The organism is Cupriavidus sp. C2SS-8b (assembly GCF_057073745.1).
In genome coordinates this window covers 1-21,217 of the sequence record NZ_CP172717.1, presented here as the reverse complement: position 1 = coordinate 21,217, position 21,217 = coordinate 1, and the positions used below count along the sequence as shown (strand labels likewise).

Below are 21,217 nucleotides of genomic sequence, written 5' to 3'. Positions count from 1 at the left end.
TGCTTCCGGCAGGCCGCGATACGGCGAGCGGATCGCCGCCTGCCGTGATGGCCCGCCGGACTCGGGCCCCTGATCAGGCGTAGGCACCATCCAGGTACGGATCGGCCTGCCGGGCCGGCGGCGCGGAGACCCCGCTGCGGTCCATGCCGGCCAGCGTGCGCGCCCCGTCGGTATAGGGCTCGCGCTGGTCCTGCACGGTGCGGGCCCCTTCGCCGTAGGGGTCGCGCGGGGATAGCACGTCGCGGGCGCCATCGGTGTACGGGCTCGGTGCCGATTGCACCGAGCGGGATCCCGACGTGTACGGGTCGGCCGCGCCCTGATAGGACAGTCCGGCGGCCTGGGCGCCGGCTGTGGCGGCGACGAGCGTGGCGGCGAGGGCAAGACGCTGGATAAGCTGGGTACGCATGATTGGCTTCCTTGAGAGATTGCATGGAGGTCGGGCCGCTGCGAACCGCTTTTTGTCGTTCGCTGCCTGCCACGGAACGTATTTAAGGTGACCGGCGTATCTCGCCTGTAGCGTGCGGGATGTCCTTCTGTCAGAAGCTGTATCGCGCCACGGCCCTGATACAGGCGCATACAAGAAAGACCGCTGGGGCCGGATTCCTGGTCCGCGTTACCGTTCCGTGCTTGACATATAGTTCTCTGTTCACAATACTAAAAATACTTTCATTCTGATTTTGAGAACGACACGGTAAAGCGTGCCGTCGGAGAACGTGGAACTCGCAGAACTGGAAATCTTTCGGGCCGTTGCGCGCGAACAGAGCATCACCCGGGCGGCCAGGGCGCTTGAACGCGTCCAGTCCAATGTCACCACCCGCGTCAAGCAGCTGGAGGAGAGCCTTGGCGTCACCCTGTTCCAGCGCGACAGCCGGAAGATGCTTTTGACGCCGGAAGGACACCGCCTGCTCGGCTATGCGGAGCAGATGCTGGCGCTGGCCGAGGAAGCACGGCAATCCATGCGCCTGAGCGCGCCGAGCGGCACGCTGCGTGTCGGCTCCATGGAGAGTTCCGCGGCGAGCTTCCTGCCGGCGCCGCTGGGCCGTTTCCATGCCGCTTGGCCAGACGTGGAGCTGAACCTGGCCACGGGTACCACGGGCTACCTGGTCGATGCCGTGCTAAGCCATCGCCTGGACTGCGCGGTGGTCGCCCACCCGGGTACCGGCGCGCCGTCCTACGTCAACATGGCGGAGCTTGGCGAAGGCCTGGAAGGCATCTTCCTGCGGACCGAAGAGCTGGTCCTGGTCCTGCCCGGCACGCACCCGAAGGCACGCGGCCCGCAGGACGTGACACTGCGGCATCTTGCAGCGTTCTCGAAGGGGTGCACCTATCGCCGCTGCGCCGAAGACTGGCTCGAGCAAGGCGGCGAAGACCTGCGCCGCAGGCTGTCGGTAGTGGAACTTCCGTCGTATCACGCGATCCTGGCCTACGTCAGCGCGGGATCGGCCGTGGCGATCGTGCCGCGTTCGCTGCTGGCGATGTACCCCCATGCCCACGAGTTCCAGACCGTACCCGTGCGCTACGCGCACACCTTCCTGGTCAAGCGCGCCGGCTTCACGACCTCGGCCTACGAAGCATTCGTGCGCGAGTTGCGCCATACCTGAGCCGGGGCGCCGGCGGCAACGCCCGGCGCGCAAGCTCTGCACCCATCACCCGACCTCAACAGGGAATCACCGTCATGGACACCACAACACGTTCCGGCAATACCCGCAGCCTGCTTGCGCTGCTCGGTATCGCCACGCCGATCATCCAGGCGCCGATGGCCGGCGTCAGCACCCCGGCCATGGCCGCTGCCGTGTCGGAGGCGGGCGGACTCGGCTCGCTCGGCGTCGGCGCCATGGACGCCGATGGCGCGCGCAAGGCCATTCGCGAGACGCGCGCGCTGACCGGCAAGCCATTCAACATCAACGTGTTCTGCCATGTCCCCGCGGTGGCCAATGCCGCGCGCGAGCGGGCGTGGCTCGATTACCTGGCCCCGCGCTTCGCCGAGTACGGCGCAACGCCCCCGGCAAGCCTGCGCGAAATCTACAAGACCTTTGTCGGCGACGACGCCATGTTCCAGATGTTGCTGGAAGAAAAGCCGGCGGTGGTGAGCTTCCACTTCGGCCTGCCCGCGCAGCAGACGATCGATGCGCTGCATGCGGCGGGCATCGTGCTGCTGGCCAGCGCCACGTCGTTGCAGGAGGCGCGGCGGATCGAAGCCGCGGGCATCGACGCGATCGTCGCGCAGGGCATTGAGGCCGGCGGTCACCGCGGCGTCTTTGATCCGGCCGGCTACGACGAAGGTCTCGGCACGCTGGCGCTCGTGCGCGTCCTGGCCCGGCACACGCGCCTGCCTGTGATCGCCGCCGGCGGCATCATGGACGGTGCGGGCATTGCCGCGGTGCTGGCGCTCGGCGCCCAGGCCGCGCAAATGGGCACGGCGTTTGTCGGCTGCGCGGAATCCGCGGCCGACGCGGCCTACCGCGCCGCCTTCTCCGCGCAGCCCGCGCGCTCTACCACGCTGACCCGCGCCATTTCGGGCCGCGCGGCACGCGGCTTCAGGAACCGCCTCACCGAACTCGGCGCGGCCCCCGATGCCCCGGCCATCCCCGACTATCCGAACACCTACGACGCCGGCAAGGCATTGCACGCGGCGGCCAAGGCGAAAGGCAACAGCGACTACGCCGCGCAATGGGCGGGCCAGGCGGCTGCGCTGGCGCGGCAGCTGCCCGCTGCCGAGCTGGTCAGCCAGTTGAAGGCCGAATTGAAGCAGGCGATCGACGGGTTGAATGCCATGCAAGGCGCGCTGGCCTAGCCCGCCATCGATCAGGGTGGCGCCGAGGCGTCCTTACGCCTTGGCAGCCCCGTCGGGATCCGACCGCTGATCCAGCACGATCTGCAGGAAGGCAAGATCCAGCCATTTGCCGAACTTGGTCCCCACCTCCGGCAGCAACCCGACCTGCGTGAAGCCAAGCTTTTCATGCAGGCGAATGGAACTGGCGTTCTGCGCCTCGATCGCGGCCACCATGACGTGCTTGCCGAGCGCGCGCGCGCGCTCGATCAGCGCCGACATGAGCGCTTCGGCGATGCCCTTGCGCCGCTGGTCCGAGCGGACATAAACGGAATGCTCCACGGTGTGCCGGTAGCCGTCGAACGCGCGCCACTCGCCGAAGGACGCATAGCCGACCACGCCGGCATCGTCATCGACCGCGACCAGCACGGGATAGCCCGACTTCCGGCGTGCGGCAAGCCATTCGACGCGATTCGCCGTATCGACCGGAATCTCGTTCCAGATGGCGGTCGTATTGGCCACGGCATCGTTGTAGATCACCGTGACCGCGGGCATGTCGTCAGGGCTTGCGTCGCGAATCTTCATTGCGCCTCTCCAAATCGATTTCTCGTATGATAGCCTAACGTCCACTATAGTGGATATTGAAAACACACTGCGATCGCGCATCCGAGCGGTCGTGCCATCACACCATATGCTTGTGAATCCAGCGCCACCGGACCCCACCTTTGCCATCTCCACGCGTGTGCGCATCGAGCGCGAAGCGCGCGAGTGGTCGTTATCGGAACTTGCGGAACGCTCCGGCGTGTCGAAGGCCATGATCAGCAAGATCGAGCGCGGCGAAGCGAGTCCCACCGCGACCGTGCTGGGAAAACTGTCCGGCGCGTTCGGCCTGCCGCTTTCCATGCTGCTCGCGCTGGCCGAGCAGGCCGGCGAGCGCCTGAGCCGCGCCGCGGACCAGCCGGTCTGGACCGATCCCGAGACCGGCTACACCCGGCGCGCGGTCTCGCCGCGTAGCGGCAGCCTGCTTGAACTGGTAGAGGTCACGCTGCCCGCGAACGCACGCGTTTCGTATCCGTCATCCGCGTTTACGTTCATGCATCAGCAAATCTGGGTGCGCCATGGCGCGCTCGTGTTCGAGGAAGGCGCGATCACGCACGAACTTCAAGCGGGCGACTGCCTGCAACTCGGGCCGCCCGCGCCATGCACCTTCTTTAACCCGGGAAAAAAACCCTGCAGCTACGTCGTGGCCCTAGTCCGGCGTTAGGCACCGGCCGTTCCATGTCGCCTCGGGGATACCGGCCTGCCCCCGATCCATTGTTCGGGATGGCGGCACTATCATTGATTGGGAGGACGGTTGTCGCGGAGCTCGCCATGTTCGATATCGGACACGAAGTACAGGAACTCGAAGTGGCAGATCGACATATCAGGGATGGGCGCGAGCGAGTTCGGCGTCAGATCACGCTGGTCAGGGCGTTGCACGGCGACGGGCACGACACCGAGCTGGCACGCAAGCTCCTCGCGGTGCTCCGCAGCTCGGTCGCGGTGACGCGACAGCACCGGGCGCTGATGCTGGAAATCCTGGCCGATCACGACAACCGGCACCAGGGCGGCATGGCGCACGGCGCCCCAGCGCTACCGCGCGTCGAGCCGTGACCGATGCGAGCGCCGCAAGCGCGGCACGGCCGCCCACGCGGCGCTGTGCCGCTATCAGGGCTTGTCTGGCAGCCGCTGGGGGCCAGGCGTCACTGGCGTCCGCTGAACCGCACCGTCGGCGCCATGAACGACCAGCTCGACCTTGTCCTGCCTGGCCTTGACCGAGCCCGCCGCGATCGCTTCTTCCTGTGACGGGTAATGCGAGGTCGCGCCGTCGGTGCCCTCCACCGCGACAGCCCATCCGTTATTCCGGGTCGGGACAATGTGGACGTTGTGCGTTTCCATGTCTATCTCCTGCTGTTCGCGGCGTCGGGGCGAGGCCACGGCGTGCGCCGGTCCATCCTTTTTGCGCCGGCTTGTAGGTCGTACAGACGTGATATTCAAGACGGTGCACGACTGCGCACCGGCCACGACGCCAACGCTTCGCCCCTCGCCCAACCTCCTGCCGGGGTGAGCCTTTGCCGCGGATGCGGCCCGGAGGCTTCCCTTGCGTCATGGCAATCACTCGCTCGATGGACGTATGTGGGACGCTTGTGCAAAGAGCATGCCGCGACGCCCGGCTTGCCGCTCGGAACGGTTGATGCGGTGCCCGGTGTATCCGCCTACCGGAGAACGACATGGGAGAGACACGCCCCACCGCGGGTAACGAGTGCGCATCCGGTCGAAAACAGCACGAGACATCGGAAGTCGAATGGCTCGATCGCGAGATCGAGAAACTGCGCGCCGATATCCGGTGGCAAATTGGCCATATCCGCGATATTCAAGGAAAGGGATACTCGCCCCATCTGCAGGTGCTGGTGTTGCGCTTGCTGTGCCGCACGCTCGGGGAGGAGCGGCGGTACAGGAAGATGCTGGGCGATTTGGCTGCGGCACGTGACCGGCTTCAGCCATGCCACGATCGGCAAGGCTAGCAAATCTACCTAAGAGCAATCCCTACAGGCGGAACAGGCGCGACAAACGTAGCATTAAAGGGCGCGTTTGTCGGAAGGGGTGCATCATGCGTCCACACTATGCGACTGAAGCGGACTGGCCGGATATCGAAGCCCTCTTGCGTGCTTCCAGCCTGTCCGCCGAGGGACGCCACGACCACATCACACAGTACATGATTGCTCGCGACAAGTCGGGACTGCTCGGCTGCGTGGGTATGGAGCGACACGAAACGACGGGCGTGCTTCGCGCGCTCGCCGTTGCGCAACGTGCAAGATCGGCTGGGCTGGGCGAACTTCTTCTTTCCGCTATCGTTGCCGCTGCCCGGCAGCAAGGTATCGAAACTATCGTGTTGCAGACAACCACTGCGTCGGGCTATTTTGCGCGTCTCGGATTTGCGCCGATCGGCATCGCCGACCTTCCGTCTTCGATCAGCCCCGCGAACGAAGTCGGCCACGGCTCGGAAGATATTGGCACGCTGATGCAAACGGCTTTATAACAAGCCGGCGTCCGTGAAGGCGAAGGTTCGCCCCCGAAGACGCCTAAAGCCTCAGTTCTTTGCAGCCAACGCGGAATCCGGTTCGCGGCGGAAGCTGATGGCAAGCCGGTTATAAGCGTTCATCAGGCTGATCGCGACTGTGAGGTCAGCAAGTTCCTTCTCGCTGAACACCGCGGCCGCGGTTTTGAAGTCCTCCTCGGGCACATGCGTGTCCGCCACCAGGGTAACGGACTCGGCCCATGCCAGTGCCGCCTTTTCGCGGTCGCTGAACAGCGGCCCCGCTTCATGCCAGGCTTGCACGAGCGCGAGCTTTGCCAGCGAGATGCCCTTTTTGGCAAGGTCACGGGTATGCATATCGAGACAATACGCGCACCCGTTGATCTGGCTGACGCGCAGGTAGACGAGTTCGACAAGAACGTCGTCGAGGCCGGATTGCATGACATAGCCATACACGCCGCCAAACGCCTTGACACCGCCTGGTGATGCTTTGGTGTAATCCAATCTCATTTCATTCTCCTACTTGTCGTGAATCGTCAGTGCCGTGTCACTGGCTTGGTTGGGACAAAAAGGGAGATGAGGTTCGTGTCCCACGCCCGATCGATGGCTTCGTGACGGTGCCTAAGCTCCGGGTGGCGGCCGACCATCCGGTGTACGTTGTGACAAACCCTGCCGAAGTTCTAGCGTGGCGCTTGGTATGGCGCGGCACAGCGTATTTACCTGAGGAATTAGCAAAGGCTCACTTCAGCTCAAGCTTTCAGAAGCATCATTTGGTGGAAGAGAATCCGCCGATGCGAGCCGTGAGGGCGAAGTACCGCCGCAACGATCCGTATGGAGACAACATTGTGAGGGGCCAAGCAACCTAGCAATAGAGGGAGGGATGGAGTGATACCCGCACGCGGCGGCTCGTCAAGGGGACTCGGTGCGACCCATACGTTTGGAAAGCACACTTTTGTTCACGAAAGCGCTTTGATGTTCAGAACGGCTTTTAATGTGCAAACGGCGTTTAAATTTCCGAGCTCAGCCACCTTCAGCCAGCGCCTATACTCCATCCCACCCTTCCCCCCACCAAACCATGGAATACACCCCCGGCATCAGCCAGCTGGCCAGCCTTCTAGCCGACCCCGGCCGCGCAGCCATGTTGTGGGCACTGATGGATGGCAGCGCGCGGCCCGCCGGCGAGCTGGCGCTGATCGCGGGCCTGTCCGCGTCATCGGCCAGCGGGCACCTGGCCCGGCTCAGCGAGGGTGGCCTGCTCGCCGTCGAGACGCGCGGGCGCAACCGCTACTACCGGCTGGCCGCACCCGAGATCGGTGTCGCCATCGAGGCGCTGGCCTCGGCCTCGCTGGCGAGCCGGCCGCCGCGGTTGCGCGATGTGCCGGTGTCGCGTACTGCGCCGCCCGCGCTCAGGCAGGCGCGCACCTGCTACGATCACCTCGCCGGCGAGCTCGCGGTCGGGCTGTTCGAGCGCATGACGCGCGCGGGCTGGCTCGTGGTCGACGGCAATGCCGTGGACCTGAGCGGCGATGGCACGCAGGCGATGTCGCGGCTGGGCATCGACGTGGACGCCGCGCGCCGCAAACGGCGCCAGTTCGCCTGTACCTGCCCCGACTGGAGCGAGCGCAAGCCGCATCTTGGCGGCGCGCTGGGCGCGGCACTGCTTGGCACCCTGCTGCAGCGCGGCTGGGTCGAGGCCAAGCCGGCATCGCGCGCGCTGCGGGTCACGCCGCGCGGCCAGCGCGAGATCGTCGGCATCGCGGGCTGAATAGCAAGAACAAACAAGGAAACAGAACATGGTCACACCACTGGACGACGATACACAGGACGCCCTCCACCGCTTCTTCGCGCTGATCAACCTTGGCGACATCGCCCAGACCGAGGCGCAGGTGGCGCTGTTCTCCGACGCGCTGCTGGACGCCGAGGACGACGACACCGAGGGCCAGGAACTGCTGTGGGTGATCCGCGAGGTGATCGACTGGCAGTCGGGCTTCTACGTCGACTGGAAGGACTGCGAGTCCTTTATCGGCTGCATGAACCAGCTTTGCGAGCGCATGGACCTGGAGATCGACTGGGGCACCGACGACCCCGAGGACGAGAACTTCCTCGACAACACCAGCGTGCCCGAACTGATGGAACTGGCCCACCAGCAACTGCGCGTGGCCGGCTACACCTTGTGGAACTGGGACACGGACGGCGACGCCTACGGCGGCTGGATCACGCGCAGCGAGGACGACGAAGACATGACGGATATCGCCGAAACGCTCGGTCTCGCCATCCGTCCCGGCGATCAGCCTTACTGACACCGTTGTCCGGCGCGAAGCTTGCGGTGATTGCCTTGCGCTTCTGCGGAGAACTATGTCGCAAGACAAGGCAATGTCCCAATAAAGCAATCCGCGAGAAACGCCTGAAGACGCGCGAATCATTTGTCCATCGTTTGCAGCCGACCTAGACTGAACGCGGTACCGCAATTTGTAGGGTATGCGGCACCGGCGCGCCGGGCTCATCCGGTGCAACACCAATGAAAATGGAAGAGGAGAACAATATGGTCCGGTTCAGCTTCATTGCCAGTAGTGCCCTGGTCCTGGCCATCGGCCTTGCCAGCGCGAGCGTCGGTGCACAGTCTTCCCAACCGCAGGCACCGGCGGCCGTTGCGCCCGCCACTGACGTCAACGAAGTCCCGCAACCGCCGGCGGGCATGACGCCGGGCGACCGGAAGAAGTGGTTCTCCGAGCGTTTCAAGCAAGCCGACACCAATCATGACGGCAAGCTGACCCGCGACGAAGCCCAGGCCGGCATGCCCGAGGTCTACAAGCGCTTCGACAAGATCGACACCCGCAAGCGCGGCTACGTGACCGAGCGCCAGGTCGGCGCGGTGTGGTCGAAAGCGATCAAGGACGATATGCAGAAGAAGAACCCGATCGTCAACTAGCCATCGGTGATCCGTCCTGTGGGGAATCGCCGCACGGCGATTCCCCACAGCGAGGATGAAGTCCTTCATGCTCGGGGCGCGGTTTCCAGCGCTGCGCCATTGTCCACACTGTGGGACAATCGGGCCGCAAACGCCCCCGCCACCTCAGCCAGAGGATGACCGCAATCTTCAGGGGCGCCGCTGACGCCGGAGCCCCCGCATGAAGACAATCGAATGGAAAGACTGGGAGATTTTCTGCCGCGTGGTGGAAGGCGGCGGCTTCACGCAGGGGGCCGAACTGGCCGAGGTGCCCAAGTCATCGGCCAGTGCGGCGGTGGCGCGGCTGGAAAGCCAGCTTGGCGTACGCCTGTTCGAGCGCACCACGCGGCGCGTGCGCGTGACCGAACGCGGCCAGCGGCTCTATGACCGCGTGGCGCCGCTGTTCGCCGAGCTGCATGAGATCAGCGCGGAAGCGGCGTCCGTCAGCAGCGAAGTCAGCGGCGTGCTGCGCATCTCCACGCCGTACGAAGTCGGGTCGCAGCACCTGTCCGAGGGGCTGAGCCGCCTGATGCGGCTGCATCCGCGCCTGCGCATCCATGTGGATGTGAGCTGGGACCAGCCCGACCTGATCCGCCACGGCTACGACCTGGCCTTCGTCATGACCAACACGCGGCTGCAGGACACCTCGTTCGCCAGCAAGCGCGTCGTGCTGATCGAGCGCGGCTTCTATGCCGCGCCTTCCCTGATCCGCGACCGCGGCCTGCCGCGCACCCCGCAAGACCTGGCAGGCTGGCCCACGCTCGGCAACACCGATGACCATATCTGGGAATTCCTGCGCGACGACATCGAAACCGCGCGACTGGATGTCGAGCCGCGCATCTGCACGCATAACGCCGAACTGCGCCTGAAGGCCGCCATCGATGGCCTGGGCGTCGCGCGGCTGTCGCCGCGCTTCGTGCAGGAGCAGATCCGGCAGGGGCAGCTGGTGCGCGTGCTGCCCGCCTATGCGTCATCGCCGCTGAAAGTCTACGTGCTGATGCCCGCGCGCAAGCTGATGCCGGCCAGCGTGCGCGTGTTCCTCGATGTGCTGGAACAGACGCTGGGCGTGCCCGAGACGCGGCGGCCGGCGGCCAGGAAGCGGGAGACGGTACAGGCCTGACACCGGCCTGCCCGCAAACCCCTTCAATCCCCGAACACCACCACCGAGCGCGCCAGTTCACCCCGGCGCAGCTCATCGAACGCGCCGTTGATCTCTTCCAGCGGCAGGCGCCGCGAAATCAGTTCGTCCAGCTTCAGGCGCCCCGCCATGTAGAAATCGACCATGCGCGGCATGTCCACCGGAAAGCGGTTGGACCCCATCAGCGAGCCCTGGATCTTTTTCTCGGAGAGGAAGTCGCTGCCCTTGAGCTCGATCTTCACGCCTGGCGCGATCATGCCGATCACCGTGGCGGTGCCGCCGCGGCGCAGCATCGCGAAGGCCTGCTCGGTGGTCTGCTTGAGGCCGATGGCCTCGAACGCATGATGCACGCCGCCCCCGGTCAGCGCGCGTACGGCGTCCACCGTATCGTCGCCGGCCTCGACGACGTCGGTGGCCCCGAACTGCCGCGCCAGCGCCAGCTTGCCCGGCACGCGGTCGATGGCGATGATGCGCCCCGCCCCGGCAATGGCCGCGCCGTTGATGGTGGCCAGCCCGATGCCACCGCAGCCGATCACCGCCACGGTTTCGCCCGGCTGCACGCGCGCGGTATGCACCACCGCGCCAAAGCCGGTGGTGACGGCGCAGCCGATCAGCGCGGCGCGGTCCAGCGGCATATCGCGGCGGATGGCCACCAGCGCATGCTCGTGCACGAGCATCTGCTCGGCAAACGCGGAAAGGTTGAGGAACTGGTTCATCAAGCCGCCGTGGCGGGCCGTCAGGCGCGGGGCCTCGTTTTCGCCGCGGCGCGTATCGGGCTCGGTGCACAGCGACAGGTGGCCGGTCAGGCAGTGCTCGCAATGGCCGCAATAGGCCGACAGGCAGCTGATCACGTGGTCGCCGGGGCGGACCGTGCGCACCAGTTCGCCGACCTGCTCCACCACGCCGGCGGCCTCGTGGCCGAGCACCGCGGGCATGGGATAGGGGTAGGAACCGTCGACGAAGTGCAGATCGGAATGGCACACGCCGACGGCTGCGGTGCGCACCAGCACCTCATGCGGGCCGGGCTTGCCGATGGCAACGTCTTCGATCATCAGGGGGGACTTCGGTTGATGCAGGACAGCGGCTTTCATGGATCTCCTTGCGTACGGGCCGCGCGCGATGCTGCCCGAAAGCAGTACGGACGGCCGTCAGTGGTTCCGGGGCGCAACGGCCGACATTACCGCCGATCGGAGATTCATGTAAGACGCTGTGCAGCATCCGCCGCCCGCTCAGAGCTCTTCCTTGATCGGGAGCACACGCAGGAGGCCGATGCCGAAATGTTGAAGCGGACCCATGCCCGGTTCGCTGTCGTAGGTCTTCAGCTGGCCCTGCTCGCGCGTGACCCAGACCAGGTGGCGTGAACTGCCGTCCGGATTCTGGCGCAGTTCGAGCCGATAGGCGATATCGAGCAGGCCGTCATCGTTCATGCTCTTCAGGATCCGCTCGGCCAGCGCCGCGCTGTCCAGCACCACGCCCATCTCGGTATTGAGCTTGGCCGAGCGGGGGTCCATGTTGAGCGAGCCGATGAACACCAGATGCCGGTCGACGATGTAGTTCTTGGCATGCAGGCTGGCGCGGCTCGATGCCAGCCACGTGCGCGAACGCGAGCCGGAGCCTGAGCCGGCGCCCTTGCCGCGCTGCGCGAGTTCGGCATTGGCGCTCGGCTTGAGTTCGTACAGTTCGATGCCGGCCGCCACCAGCGCCTCGCGATGCGGTGCGTAGCCCGCATGCACGGCGCTCACATCGTTGGCCGCGAAGGAGTTGGTCAGGATGCGCACGTGGATGCCGCGCTTCGCCATGGCACTGAGCCACGCCTCGCCGTCATCGTCCGGCACGAAATACGGCGACACCAGCACCACCTCGTTCTTCGCGGCGCTGATCAGGCGTTCGAGGCGAATCGTGGCATAGCCCTCGCCCTCGGTCTGCGCGGTGATCTTGTCCGCTTTGTCGGATATGACGGTGGCCTTTCCGGTATAGGCCGGCATGTGGCCGCTTTCGATCCCCTTCGCCAGGCCCGAGTCGAGCAGCTCCTGCACATAGGCACTGGCCTTGGCCTGGTCACCCCGCGCCTCGAGCCGCTTGCGCAAGGCGCGCATTTCCTCCGGCGCGTCCTTACCTTCCGGGATCAGCGCCGCCACGGGATACGACGACCGGTCATTCCAGTACTGGTCGAACACCGCCGACACTCGCGGCACCGCCGGCCCCGCGATCAGCACATCGAGGTCGCTGAAATCCATGTCGGAGCGCGCGGAGAAATAGGCGTCCCCGATGTTGCGGCCGCCCACCACCGACATCTGGTTGTCCACCGTCATCGACTTGTTGTGCATGCGGCGGTCCAGCCGGCTGAAGCTCCACAACATCTCCAGCCAGCGCGCACCGCGATTGGCGAACGGGTTGAACAGCCTGACCTCGATATTGGGATGCGAGTCGACCGCGGCCAGCACCTTGTCCAGGCCGGCGGTATGCAGGTCGTCCAGCAGCAGGCGCACGTGAACGCCACGGTCGGCGGCGTCGATGATGTCGCCGAGCACGGCTGCGCCGGTGCCGGTGGGCTCGAAGATATAGGTCTGCACGTCCAGGCTGCGCTGCGCCGCGCGCGCCATGGCCAGACGCGCGGCAAGCGCGTCGGGGCCCGTCGACAGCGGGTAGAACAGGGAATCGCCAGGATGCTGCGCCAGGCGCGGCGCCAGCGCCTTGCCCAGCGGCGTGTCCGCGGTCGCGGTCGCGGCCGGGGCGGTTGAAGGCGTGCGCTCCGCCGAGGCCGGCAAGCTGGCGCAGCCGGCCAGCACACCCGCGCAGGCAACCGCCGTGGCAACGGTGGCCAGGCGCCGCCAGCAGGCTTGCCAGGCGCGTGCCCGTCCTGGCATGGGTCGCGACAGGCGCGACAGGCTCGACGCATCGCAGTTCAGGCGCATTGGGTTTTCTCCGCGGCACGGCGCAGGCACCGGCTCGCCGCAACGGCGTTCGGGTCCGATATCTCTCAAGATACACCGCTGCGCGCGGGCATAGGTAGCCACCGAGCCACATTGCGGCGCAGCATGCCCCCAGCGTCGCACCCGCCTCGTTCACAATGTGCACAGTCTGGGCCGCCATGCTTGCCGCGGGCCGCCGCCATGGGCTTGAATCGCTCCACCTTCCGGCACGGGAAGGATGGAGATGAAGATGACTGTTACCGCTACGGCGCCCCGGCCTGACCACGCCGCCCTGTCCCGGCTGCTTGAGCCGGCTTCCATTGCCATTATCGGCGCCTCGCGCGATACCAGCCGCATCGGCGGCGTGGCGCTTGACCACCTGCAGCGCCTTGGCTACCGGGGCACGGTCTATCCGGTCAACCCGCGCTACGCGGAGATTGCCGGCCTCGCCTGCTACCCGGATGTCGAGTCGCTGCCCATGGCACCCGACGTGGCCGTGCTCGCGCTCGGCGCCGAGGAGGTCCTGCCGCAATTGCGGCGCTGCCACGCCGTGGGTATCCGCGCGGCCATCCTCTATGCCTCGGGCTTTGCCGAAGCCGGCGAGGCGGGCGTGGCCCGGCAGGCCGGACTAGCGGCGTTTGCGCGCGAAACCGGCATGGCCATCGCCGGTCCCAACTGCATGGGCCTGGCCAACCTGACCACGCGCGCGATCACCGCGTTCGCCACCACCTTCCGCGCCTTCCCGCCGCAGGACGGTCCGGGCCATGTCAGCCTGCTGACGCAGAGCGGGAACGTCTGCGCCATCGTCTACGCCACCGGCCGCCAGGCGGACGTGGGTTTCCACCAGTTCATCAACACCGGCAACGAGGCCTGCCTGGACTACGCCGACTACCTGGACTACCTGGCCGATGACGCGCAGACCGGTGCCGTGGCCGGTTACGTGGAAGGCCTGCGCAATGGCCCCCGGTTCATTGATGCCGCCGCGCGCCTGCGCGCCGCCGGCAAGCCGCTGATCGTGCTCAAGGCCGGCGAAAGCGAGGCCGGCTCCAGCGCCACGCAATCGCACACGGCGGTGCTGGCGGGCAACAAGGCGATCTACCGCGCGGCCTTCGCCCAGCTCGGCGCCATGCAGGCGCGCGACCCGGCGCACCTGACGGACCTGGCCTACCTGTCGGGCTTCCGCCAGCGCAGCGCCGGGCACCGCGTGGTGGTGGCGTCGGTGTCCGGCGCCATGGGCGCGCTGTCCGCCGACCTGCTCAGCGCCGCAGGTCTCGACGTGCCGCGCCTGTCGGATGCGCTTCAGCAGCGCCTGCAGGCCGCCGTGCCGGAAATCGGCGGCGTGGCCAATCCGGTGGACATGACGGGCCAGCTGTTCAATCGCAACGGCCTGGCGCTTGCGGTGCTGGACAACCTGGCTGCCGATGAGGGCACCGATGTGATCTTCCTCTACGCCACCGCCTACCTGCTCGACCGCGTCGCCGACGAGCTGATCGAGGTGGCCGCGACGACCAACCGCCTGATCGTGGTTGCCACCACAGGCGAGCCCGCCAGCCGGCAGCGGCTGGCGGCGGCCGGCGTGGCCCTGTTCCCCGACGTCGCGCGCGCCGCGCAGGCGCTGGGCACGTACGTGGGGTGGCTCGGTACAGCCGCGCCGACCGCGCGCTGGATGGGCCTGCGCGCCAAGGCGTCGACCAGCACCGCCGGCTATCTGCCGGGCGCCACCACGGATGAGCACCAGGCCAAGCAGTGGCTCGCCGGCTTTGGCGTGCCGATCGGCGCCGAAGCGGTCGCCGCCACGCCCGAAGACGCCGCGCGCGCCGCCGACCGCATCGGCTACCCGGTCGTGGTCAAGGTGCTGAGCCCGGACATCGCGCACAAGACCGAAGTCGGCGGCGTGCGCCTGGGCCTGGCCGATGCGCAGCAGGTGCGCACGGCCGCGGGCGAAGTCGTCGCCAATGCGGTCAGGGCGCTGCCGCAGGCCGAGCAGCGCGGCGTGCTGGTGCAGGAGATGGCCAGCGGCGTGTGCGAGCTGATCGTCGGCGTCACGCGCGACCCGGTATTCGGCCCGGCCATGACCGTGGGCCTGGGCGGCATCTTCACCGAGATCTTCCACGACGTCGCACACCGCCTGCTGCCGGTGGACCGCACCATGGCGCGCGAGATGCTGTCGAGCTTGCGCGGCTACCGCCTGATGACCGGCTTCCGCGGCAAACCCGCCGCCGACATCGGGGCCGCCGCGGCCGCCATCGCGGCGCTGTCCGATGCCGCCATGGCACTGGGCGAGCGCCTCGGCGAAATGGAAGTCAACCCGCTGCTGGTGCGCCCGGAAGGGCAAGGCGCAGTGGCACTGGACGCCCTGATCCTTTCGAATGAACCATAGCCCTGGGAGCGCACCATGCAGGCTGAGAAGACTGAAGTCATCGACGACCGGCGCCGGACCAGCCTCGCGCTAGCGGCGCTCGGCATCCTGGCGCCGCTGGGCACGCTGGCCGCCGGCCGCGCGCACGCGGCGGCATTTCCGGCGCGGCCGGTAACGCTGGTGGTGCCGTTCGCGGCCGGCGGTGCCACCGACACGCTGGTGCGCACGCTCGCAGACGGCGCGAGCAAGCACCTGGGCCAGCCGGTCGTGGTCGAGAACCGCCCGGGCGCCGCGGGCGTACTCGGCGCCAACGTCGTCGCGCGCGCCAGGCCCGACGGCTACACGCTGACGATCATGCCGGAGCCCGTGTTCCGCCTGCCCCACCTGCAAAAGACGCAGTTCGACCCGATGCAGGACTTCACCTACGTCATCCACCTCACCGGCTATTCGCTTGGCGTGGCCGTGCGCGCCGATGCGCCGTGGAAATCGTGGCAGGACATGGTGGAAGACGCGCGGCACAACCCGGGCAAGATCAGCTACGGCACCACGGGCACCAACAGCACCATGCACGTCACCATGGAGGAGATCGGCCAGAAGCTTGGCATCCGCCTGAACCACGTGCCGTACAAGGGCGAGTCCGAGATCATCGCGGCGATGATCGGCGGGCACATCGACCTGGGCGTCACCGCGGGCGGCATCGGCCCGTATGTCGACAGCGGCAAGGCACGCTGGCTGGTGTTGTGGACGGCCGGGCGTTCGCGCCGCTGGCCGGCCGTCCCCACGCTGCGCGACGTCGGGCTTGACATGGTTTCGACCTCGCCGTTCGGCATCGCCGGGCCGCGCGGCATGGACGCGCCGACCGTGCAGGTGCTGCATGACGCGTTCCGCAAGGCCCTGTACGAGCCGGCCATGCAGCAGATGCTGGACCGGCTCGACCAGGAGATGGCTTATCTCGACAGCAGCGGCTATGCCGCGTTCGCGCGCCAGCGCTATGACAGCCAGGGCAAGCTCGTGAAACGGCTCGGCCTGAGCGCCAACCCCTGATCTTCGGAGCCACACATGCCATATCGTTCCGTCTTCCACCGCGAGCTGTTTGCCGGGCGCACCGTGCTGGTCACGGGCGGCGGCAGCGGCATCGGCCGCTGCACCGCACATGAACTCGCCAGTCTTGGCGCCGGCCTTGCACTGGCCGGCCGCAAGCCTGAAAAGCTCGAACAGGTGCGCGCGGAGATCATCGATGCCGAACCCGGCGCCGCGTCGCGCATCTCGCTGCACGTGTGCGACATCCGCGACGAGGCCCAGGTGCGACAGACCGTTGCCGATGCACTGGCCGCGCATGGCCGTATCGACGGGCTCTTCAACAACGCCGGCGGCCAGTTCCCGTCGCCGCTGCGCGACATCAGCCTGAAGGGCTGGGAAGCCGTGGTGCGCAACAACCTGACCGGCGGCTTCCTGGTCGCGCGCGAGTGCTACACGCAATGGATGGAAGCCAACGGCGGCGCCATCGTCAACATCATCGCCGACATGTGGAACGGCATGCCCGGCATGGGGCATTCCGGCGCGGCGCGCGCGGGCATGCTGTCGTTTACCGAGACCGCGGCATGCGAGTGGTCCGCTTCAGGCGTGCGCGTCAATGCGGTGGCGCCCGGCTGGATTGCCTCGAGCGGCTTCGACACCTATCCCCCCGCCTTTCAGGACAAGATCCGCCAGCTCGCGCGCAAGGTGCCGCTGCAGCGGCTGGGCACCGAGGCCGAGGTCTCGGCGGCGGTGGTCTTCCTGCTGTCGCCGGCGGCGGCGTTCATCACGGGGTCCACCTTGCGCGTCGATGGCGGCGTGCCCAACGCCAAGCACACCTGGGCGCTGCCCGCGCACCAGCGCTCCGAGCCGTTCAACGGCTTCCCGCTGTACCAGTTGCCGGATTGCCTGGCCCCCGCCGCCGAGTGAGCCGAAGATGCCCGAGAACATGGTCCTGCAACCACCCAATCCGCGCTACTACACCGCCGAGCATGAAGCGTTCCGCGCATCGGTGCGCCGCTTCTTCGAAAAGGAAGTCGCACCCCATGCCGAGGCTTGGGACGAAGCCGGCGGCTTTCCGCGCGACCTTTACCGCAAGGCCGCCGAAGCCGGCCTGCTGCAGCCGGGCTTTCCGGAAGCCTATGGTGGCGCGCCGTGCGACGCGTTCTACCGCATGATCCTGTTCGAAGAGCGCGCGTGGGGCGGGTCCGGCGGCATTGCCTCGGGCCTGTTCTCGCACACCATCGGCGCGCCGCCGATCGCAGCCGTGGGCAGCGAAGCCCTGAAGGCGCGCGTGCTGCCGCAGATCCTGTCCGGCGAGAAAATCTCCGCGCTCGCCATCACCGAACCCGGCGCGGGTTCCGACGTGGCGCACCTGACCACCACGGCGCGGCGCGATGGCGACCACTACGTGGTCAACGGCACCAAGCTGTACATCACGTCGGGTATGCGGGCCGACTACTTCACGGTGGCCGTGCGCACCGGTGGCCGGGGCGCAAGCGGTGTATCGCTGCTGCTAGTCGAAGGCGATACGCCAGGCCTGTCGCGTACCGCGCTGAAGAAGATGGGCTGGTGGGCGTCCGACACCGCGCAGCTGTTCTTCGACAACTGCCGCGTGCCGGCCGGGAACCTGATCGGCGAGGAAGGCAAGGGCTTTGCCGCGATCACGAAGAACTTCAACCACGAGCGCCTGGCACTGGCGGCCGCGGCCTGCGGCTATGCGCAGGTGTGCTTCCACGACGCGCTGGCGTGGGCGCGCGAGCGCCACACCTTCGGCAAGCGGCTGGCCGACCACCAGGTGGTACGCCACCAGCTTGTCGACATGGCCACGCGCATCGAAGCCACGCGGACGCTGCTGGACGACCTGGCCGGCCGCCTTGACGACGGCGCCGCGCCCGTCGCGCAGATCGCCATGGCCAAGAACATGGCCACGCGCACGTTCCAGTTCTGCGCCGATCGCGCGGTGCAGTTGCTGGGCGGCATGGGGTATATGCGCGGTAGCCGCGTCGAACGGCTGTATCGCGAGGTGAAGGTGATGATGATCGGCGGCGGCGCGGAAGAGATCATGAAGGACCTGGCGGCGCGGCAACTTGGGCTGTAGCGACTTCTCCCGCGGCTTCGGCGAAGCCGAATACTGGTGCGCGCTGGTGAAGGTCGTCACCGTGGTGGCGTTCATAATCGACTGGGCGGGCGTGACGGCCACCTATATCGGCATCCCGATTTCCTGCTGGTCTGGCTCGGCTACCGCATGGCACGCAAGACCCGCTTCGTGCGCTATGCCGACATGAAATTCCCCGCGCTGCCCACGGCCGAAGCAGACGCCATGCAGGATCCTGCAGCGGCGATGGCGGCTGAATAGGCGGCGGTTCCAAGTGCGAGGCACCACGGTGTTCGCCTGCGCCTGCCCTCTCCCCCAACCCCTCTCCGCAAGCGGGACAGGGTAGTAAAACAGGCCGCCATTTCCGCGACGACGCACCTGCCAAGTGCCGCCTTGTCCCACGTCAGGCAAGACGCACCTTCCGTGATGCCGCACACACTCTCGGTTGTTTCATCAATGTTTTTGCTCCTTCCCGCTTGACGCGAGCCCCTGCAACCGGACATCATTCGCATCTTCGCAAATGCGAATCACTCGCATTTGTATTAACATTTATGATCCGAATGCCCCGTCAGTCCAGCCATGCCGCCAAACGCCCGACGTCCTTGCCTCGTCGCCACCAGCTTGCCGCCCTGGCCCAGCTTGCTGTCCTGACCGGCTTCCCGGTCGGCAATGCGCTGGCACAGGAGGCAGCGCCGGCCAATGCCCCGTCGCTGCCGACCGTGACGGTCAGCGCCGCCGCGGTCGACGATGCCGGGCTGCAGCTCGACAGGAAAACGAGCACGGGCGCGTTGGGCTCGCGCACGCAGCTCGACACGCCGTACTCCACCACCATCGTCACCGGCGAGGACCTGGCCGACCGCCAGGTCAGCAAGCTCGGTGATGTCTTCGCGATGGACGCGTCCGTCACCGACAACAGCAACGGCTACAACAGCTGGTCCAGCTACGTGTCCGTGCGCGGCCTGCAGGTCGACTGGCAGAACGGCTACAAGATCAACGGGCTGCCGTTCATTGCCTACGGCATCACGCTGCCGTACGAGCACATGGAACAGGTGGAACTGCTCAAGGGCTTGCCGGGCTTCATGTACGGCTTTGCCACGCCGGGCGGCATCGTCAACTATGTCACCAAGAAGCCGACCGAGACCTTCACCGCCGCGTTCGAGCTCGGTTATCGCGCCGCCAATGTCTGGAGCGAGCACGTGGACGTCGGTGGCCGCGCGGGCCCGGGCAATATGTTCGGCTACCGGCTCAACTACACGCATGAGGAGGGCGCGCCCTACAACGCGCGCGACATCAACCGCGACACCGTCTCGCTGGGCCTGGATGCGCGCCTGACGAAGGACCTGACCTGGACCTTTGACTCGATCTACCAGGACCGCCGCTCGACCGGCCAGATGCCGTCGTTCAGCTTGTGGTCCTACGGCGACACCGCGCTGCCCGCCAACGTGTCGGGGCGCATCGGAAATTTCGCGGGCAACGACCAGCACCTGAACACCACCCTGCAGCTCTACACCACGGGGCTGCGCTACCAGATCAATCCGGACTGGGCGGTCAGCACCAACTACAGCTTCAACAAGGTCAACCGCAACCGCAACGAGAGCACCTACAACTTGCTGAACCAGGCCGGCGACTACACCGACCAGCGCTACGACACTGCGCAGAACCAGCAGGTGGGCCAGTGGCAGGCGATGCTCGAAGGCAAGTTCCGCACCGGCCAGTTCGGCCACCAGGTTGTCGCGGGACTGTCGTGGCAGAAGCAGATCGACCGCTATGACAACAACGGTTTCGGCGGCCAGATCGGCACGGGAAATATCTACGCGCCCAACACCAACACCTACTTCAGTTCCACCGCATTCAACAAGGTGCGCAACAGCGACATCACGCAGAAGTCGGTCTTCGCCAGCGATACCGTGCAGCTCACCGAACGCTGGTCGGTGCTGGCAGGTCTGCGCGTGACCAACTTCGAGCAGAACGGGTATGTACCGGTGGCGTCCAGCTACACGAAGAACGGCGTGATCACCCCGACGCTGGCGCTGATGTTCAAGCCGGTGCCGGCCGCCACGGTGTACGCCAGCTACGTGGAAGCGCTGGAGCCTGGCTCGATCGTGCCGGATGGCTTTACCAACGCGCGCCAGTTGCTCAGCCCGATCCGCAGCAAGCAGTATGAGCTTGGCGTCAAGGCCGACCAGGATAGGTGGAGCGCCACCGCCGCGCTGTTCCGCATCGAGCGCGGCGCGGAGTACGACAGCGTCAGCGGCGGCGTGCCGACGCGCCAGCAGGACGGGACCTCGATCTACCAGGGCCTGGAACTGGCCGGCGTGTACCGCCTCGGCGCGCAGTGGGAATTCGGCGGCAGCGCGATGTTCCTTGACACCTACTATGACAAGGGCAACCCGAACGCCGACAACCGCGTGGCCGGAGCGCCCAACATGGTGCTGGCCGGGCGCGTCAGCTACCGCGTGCCGTTCGTGCCGGGGTTGTGTCTGGGTGTCGATGGCAAGTACACCGGCAACATCAAGGCCAACGCCACCAATACGCTGCAGGCGGGCGGCTATACGGTGTTCAATCTGGGGGCTACCTACAGCACGCGCGTGGCGGGCAAGGATGTGACGCTGCGTGCGGCGCTGAATAACGTGACCAACAGGCAGTACTGGGGCTTCCAGTATGAGAACTACCTGCAGCCGGCGGATCCGCGCAGTGTCAGCCTGACGGCGCGGGTGGCGTTTTGAGTTTTTGGGAGGGATGGCGCGGGGCGTGCATGGCGTGTTCCGCTGTTTCGACTGCTTAAAATGGGGTTCTTCTGTGAATTGTGGGGACGTCGCTCTTGGCAAACGTGGCCGTTTCGCAGGCGTAGCCTGCGAGTCACTTTTTGTCCGAGCGACAAAAAGTAACCAAAAAACGCGTCG

General features: G+C 66.6%; 21 protein-coding genes and 1 pseudogene. 16 read left to right on the top strand and 6 right to left on the bottom strand.

What is annotated here, in order from left to right; translation table 11 throughout:
* Nucleotides 1–73: 73 nt before the first annotated feature.
* Complete coding sequence (locus tag ACIGJB_RS17045) at nt 74–406, bottom strand: hydroxyquinol 1,2-dioxygenase (protein ID WP_483733494.1); 333 nt, start codon at nt 404–406, stop codon at nt 74–76.
* Nucleotides 407–713: 307 nt separating this feature from the next.
* Here ACIGJB_RS17045 and ACIGJB_RS17040 point away from each other — a divergent pair, with 307 nt between their 5' ends.
* Together ACIGJB_RS17040 and ACIGJB_RS17035 are read left to right on the top strand one after the other, a co-directional pair.
* Nucleotides 714–1,601: a LysR family transcriptional regulator gene (locus tag ACIGJB_RS17040; RefSeq protein WP_483733493.1), complete on the top strand. Its 888-nt coding sequence runs from the start codon at nt 714–716 to the stop codon at nt 1,599–1,601.
* A gap of 74 nt (nt 1,602–1,675) precedes the next feature.
* Nucleotides 1,676–2,794 carry an NAD(P)H-dependent flavin oxidoreductase gene (locus tag ACIGJB_RS17035; protein ID WP_483733492.1) on the top strand — a complete coding sequence of 373 codons (1,119 nt, stop codon included), beginning with the start codon at nt 1,676–1,678 and terminating at the stop codon, nt 2,792–2,794.
* Nucleotides 2,795–2,827: 33 nt separating this feature from the next.
* Here the strand turns inward: ACIGJB_RS17035 and ACIGJB_RS17030 are convergent, their stop codons facing one another.
* On the bottom strand, nt 2,828–3,355 hold the full coding sequence (locus tag ACIGJB_RS17030) for an N-acetyltransferase family protein (RefSeq protein ID WP_483733491.1): 528 nt from the start codon (nt 3,353–3,355) through the stop codon (nt 2,828–2,830).
* A 106-nt stretch (nt 3,356–3,461) separates the two neighbouring features.
* Here ACIGJB_RS17030 and ACIGJB_RS17025 point away from each other — a divergent pair, with 106 nt between their 5' ends.
* Nucleotides 3,462–4,034, top strand: coding sequence for a helix-turn-helix domain-containing protein (locus ACIGJB_RS17025; RefSeq protein WP_483733490.1), 573 nt, complete (start codon nt 3,462–3,464; stop codon nt 4,032–4,034).
* Nucleotides 4,035–4,141: 107 nt separating this feature from the next.
* Nucleotides 4,142–4,423, top strand: coding sequence for a hypothetical protein (locus ACIGJB_RS17020; protein ID WP_483733489.1), 282 nt, complete (start codon nt 4,142–4,144; stop codon nt 4,421–4,423).
* A 54-nt stretch (nt 4,424–4,477) separates the two neighbouring features.
* Here the strand turns inward: ACIGJB_RS17020 and ACIGJB_RS17015 are convergent, their stop codons facing one another.
* Nucleotides 4,478–4,708 (bottom strand): DUF2188 domain-containing protein, encoded by a 231-nt coding sequence (locus ACIGJB_RS17015; RefSeq protein WP_483733488.1) that lies wholly within the window; start codon nt 4,706–4,708, stop codon nt 4,478–4,480.
* Between the two features lie 332 nt (nt 4,709–5,040).
* Between ACIGJB_RS17015 and ACIGJB_RS17010 the strand changes: the two genes are divergently transcribed.
* Both ACIGJB_RS17010 and ACIGJB_RS17005 read left to right on the top strand, forming a co-directional pair.
* Nucleotides 5,041–5,334, top strand: coding sequence for a hypothetical protein (locus ACIGJB_RS17010; protein WP_483733487.1), 294 nt, complete (start codon nt 5,041–5,043; stop codon nt 5,332–5,334).
* 86 nt (nt 5,335–5,420) lie between these two features.
* Nucleotides 5,421–5,849, top strand: a complete 429-nt coding sequence (locus ACIGJB_RS17005) for a GNAT family N-acetyltransferase (RefSeq protein WP_483733486.1) — start codon at nt 5,421–5,423, stop codon at nt 5,847–5,849.
* 51 nt (nt 5,850–5,900) lie between these two features.
* Here the strand turns inward: ACIGJB_RS17005 and ACIGJB_RS17000 are convergent, their stop codons facing one another.
* Entirely contained in the window at nt 5,901–6,356 is a 456-nt protein-coding gene (locus tag ACIGJB_RS17000; protein WP_483733485.1) for a carboxymuconolactone decarboxylase family protein, read from the bottom strand.
* A gap of 565 nt (nt 6,357–6,921) precedes the next feature.
* On the opposite strand from ACIGJB_RS17000, the gene ACIGJB_RS16995 reads away from it, so the two are divergent.
* The 4 genes from ACIGJB_RS16995 (at nt 6,922) to ACIGJB_RS16980 (ending at nt 9,913) form a co-directional block, all read left to right on the top strand.
* Nucleotides 6,922–7,611 (top strand): ArsR/SmtB family transcription factor, encoded by a 690-nt coding sequence (locus tag ACIGJB_RS16995; protein ID WP_483733484.1) that lies wholly within the window; start codon nt 6,922–6,924, stop codon nt 7,609–7,611.
* A 28-nt stretch (nt 7,612–7,639) separates the two neighbouring features.
* Nucleotides 7,640–8,146 (top strand): DUF6630 family protein, encoded by a 507-nt coding sequence (locus ACIGJB_RS16990; protein ID WP_483733483.1) that lies wholly within the window; start codon nt 7,640–7,642, stop codon nt 8,144–8,146.
* A gap of 242 nt (nt 8,147–8,388) precedes the next feature.
* Nucleotides 8,389–8,775, top strand: a complete 387-nt coding sequence (locus ACIGJB_RS16985; RefSeq protein WP_483733482.1) for an EF-hand domain-containing protein — start codon at nt 8,389–8,391, stop codon at nt 8,773–8,775.
* Nucleotides 8,776–8,974: 199 nt separating this feature from the next.
* Nucleotides 8,975–9,913 carry a LysR family transcriptional regulator gene (locus tag ACIGJB_RS16980; RefSeq protein ID WP_483733481.1) on the top strand — a complete coding sequence of 313 codons (939 nt, stop codon included), beginning with the start codon at nt 8,975–8,977 and terminating at the stop codon, nt 9,911–9,913.
* Nucleotides 9,914–9,936: 23 nt separating this feature from the next.
* Here the strand turns inward: ACIGJB_RS16980 and ACIGJB_RS16975 are convergent, their stop codons facing one another.
* Together ACIGJB_RS16975 and ACIGJB_RS16970 are read right to left on the bottom strand one after the other, a co-directional pair.
* On the bottom strand, nt 9,937–11,022 hold the full coding sequence (locus ACIGJB_RS16975; protein ID WP_483733480.1) for a Zn-dependent alcohol dehydrogenase: 1,086 nt from the start codon (nt 11,020–11,022) through the stop codon (nt 9,937–9,939).
* A 138-nt stretch (nt 11,023–11,160) separates the two neighbouring features.
* A complete protein-coding gene (locus ACIGJB_RS16970) occupies nt 11,161–12,846 on the bottom strand; it encodes a phospholipase D family protein (RefSeq protein ID WP_483733479.1) in 1,686 nt (561 codons plus the stop codon).
* Nucleotides 12,847–13,093: 247 nt separating this feature from the next.
* Between ACIGJB_RS16970 and ACIGJB_RS16965 the strand changes: the two genes are divergently transcribed.
* The 6 genes and pseudogenes from ACIGJB_RS16965 to ACIGJB_RS16940 all read left to right on the top strand — a co-directional run bounded on the left by ACIGJB_RS16965 (nt 13,094) and on the right by ACIGJB_RS16940 (nt 21,040).
* Nucleotides 13,094–15,223: an acetate--CoA ligase family protein gene (locus ACIGJB_RS16965; RefSeq protein ID WP_483733478.1), complete on the top strand. Its 2,130-nt coding sequence runs from the start codon at nt 13,094–13,096 to the stop codon at nt 15,221–15,223.
* Nucleotides 15,224–15,238: 15 nt separating this feature from the next.
* Nucleotides 15,239–16,246, top strand: a complete 1,008-nt coding sequence (locus ACIGJB_RS16960) for a tripartite tricarboxylate transporter substrate binding protein (protein WP_483733477.1) — start codon at nt 15,239–15,241, stop codon at nt 16,244–16,246.
* Nucleotides 16,247–16,261: 15 nt separating this feature from the next.
* Nucleotides 16,262–17,146 (top strand): SDR family oxidoreductase, encoded by an 885-nt coding sequence (locus tag ACIGJB_RS16955; protein WP_483733476.1) that lies wholly within the window; start codon nt 16,262–16,264, stop codon nt 17,144–17,146.
* Nucleotides 17,147–17,165: 19 nt separating this feature from the next.
* Complete coding sequence (locus ACIGJB_RS16950; RefSeq protein WP_483733475.1) at nt 17,166–18,317, top strand: acyl-CoA dehydrogenase family protein; 1,152 nt, start codon at nt 17,166–17,168, stop codon at nt 18,315–18,317.
* 76 nt (nt 18,318–18,393) lie between these two features.
* Nucleotides 18,394–18,575 (top strand): annotated as a pseudogene (locus ACIGJB_RS16945) (amino acid permease); the annotation flags it as partial.
* Nucleotides 18,576–18,874: 299 nt separating this feature from the next.
* The gene (locus ACIGJB_RS16940) at nt 18,875–21,040 is read left to right on the top strand and encodes a TonB-dependent siderophore receptor (RefSeq protein ID WP_483733474.1); all 2,166 of its coding nucleotides are present in this window, start codon (nt 18,875–18,877) and stop codon (nt 21,038–21,040) included.
* The last annotated feature ends 177 nt before the right edge of the window (nt 21,041–21,217 follow it).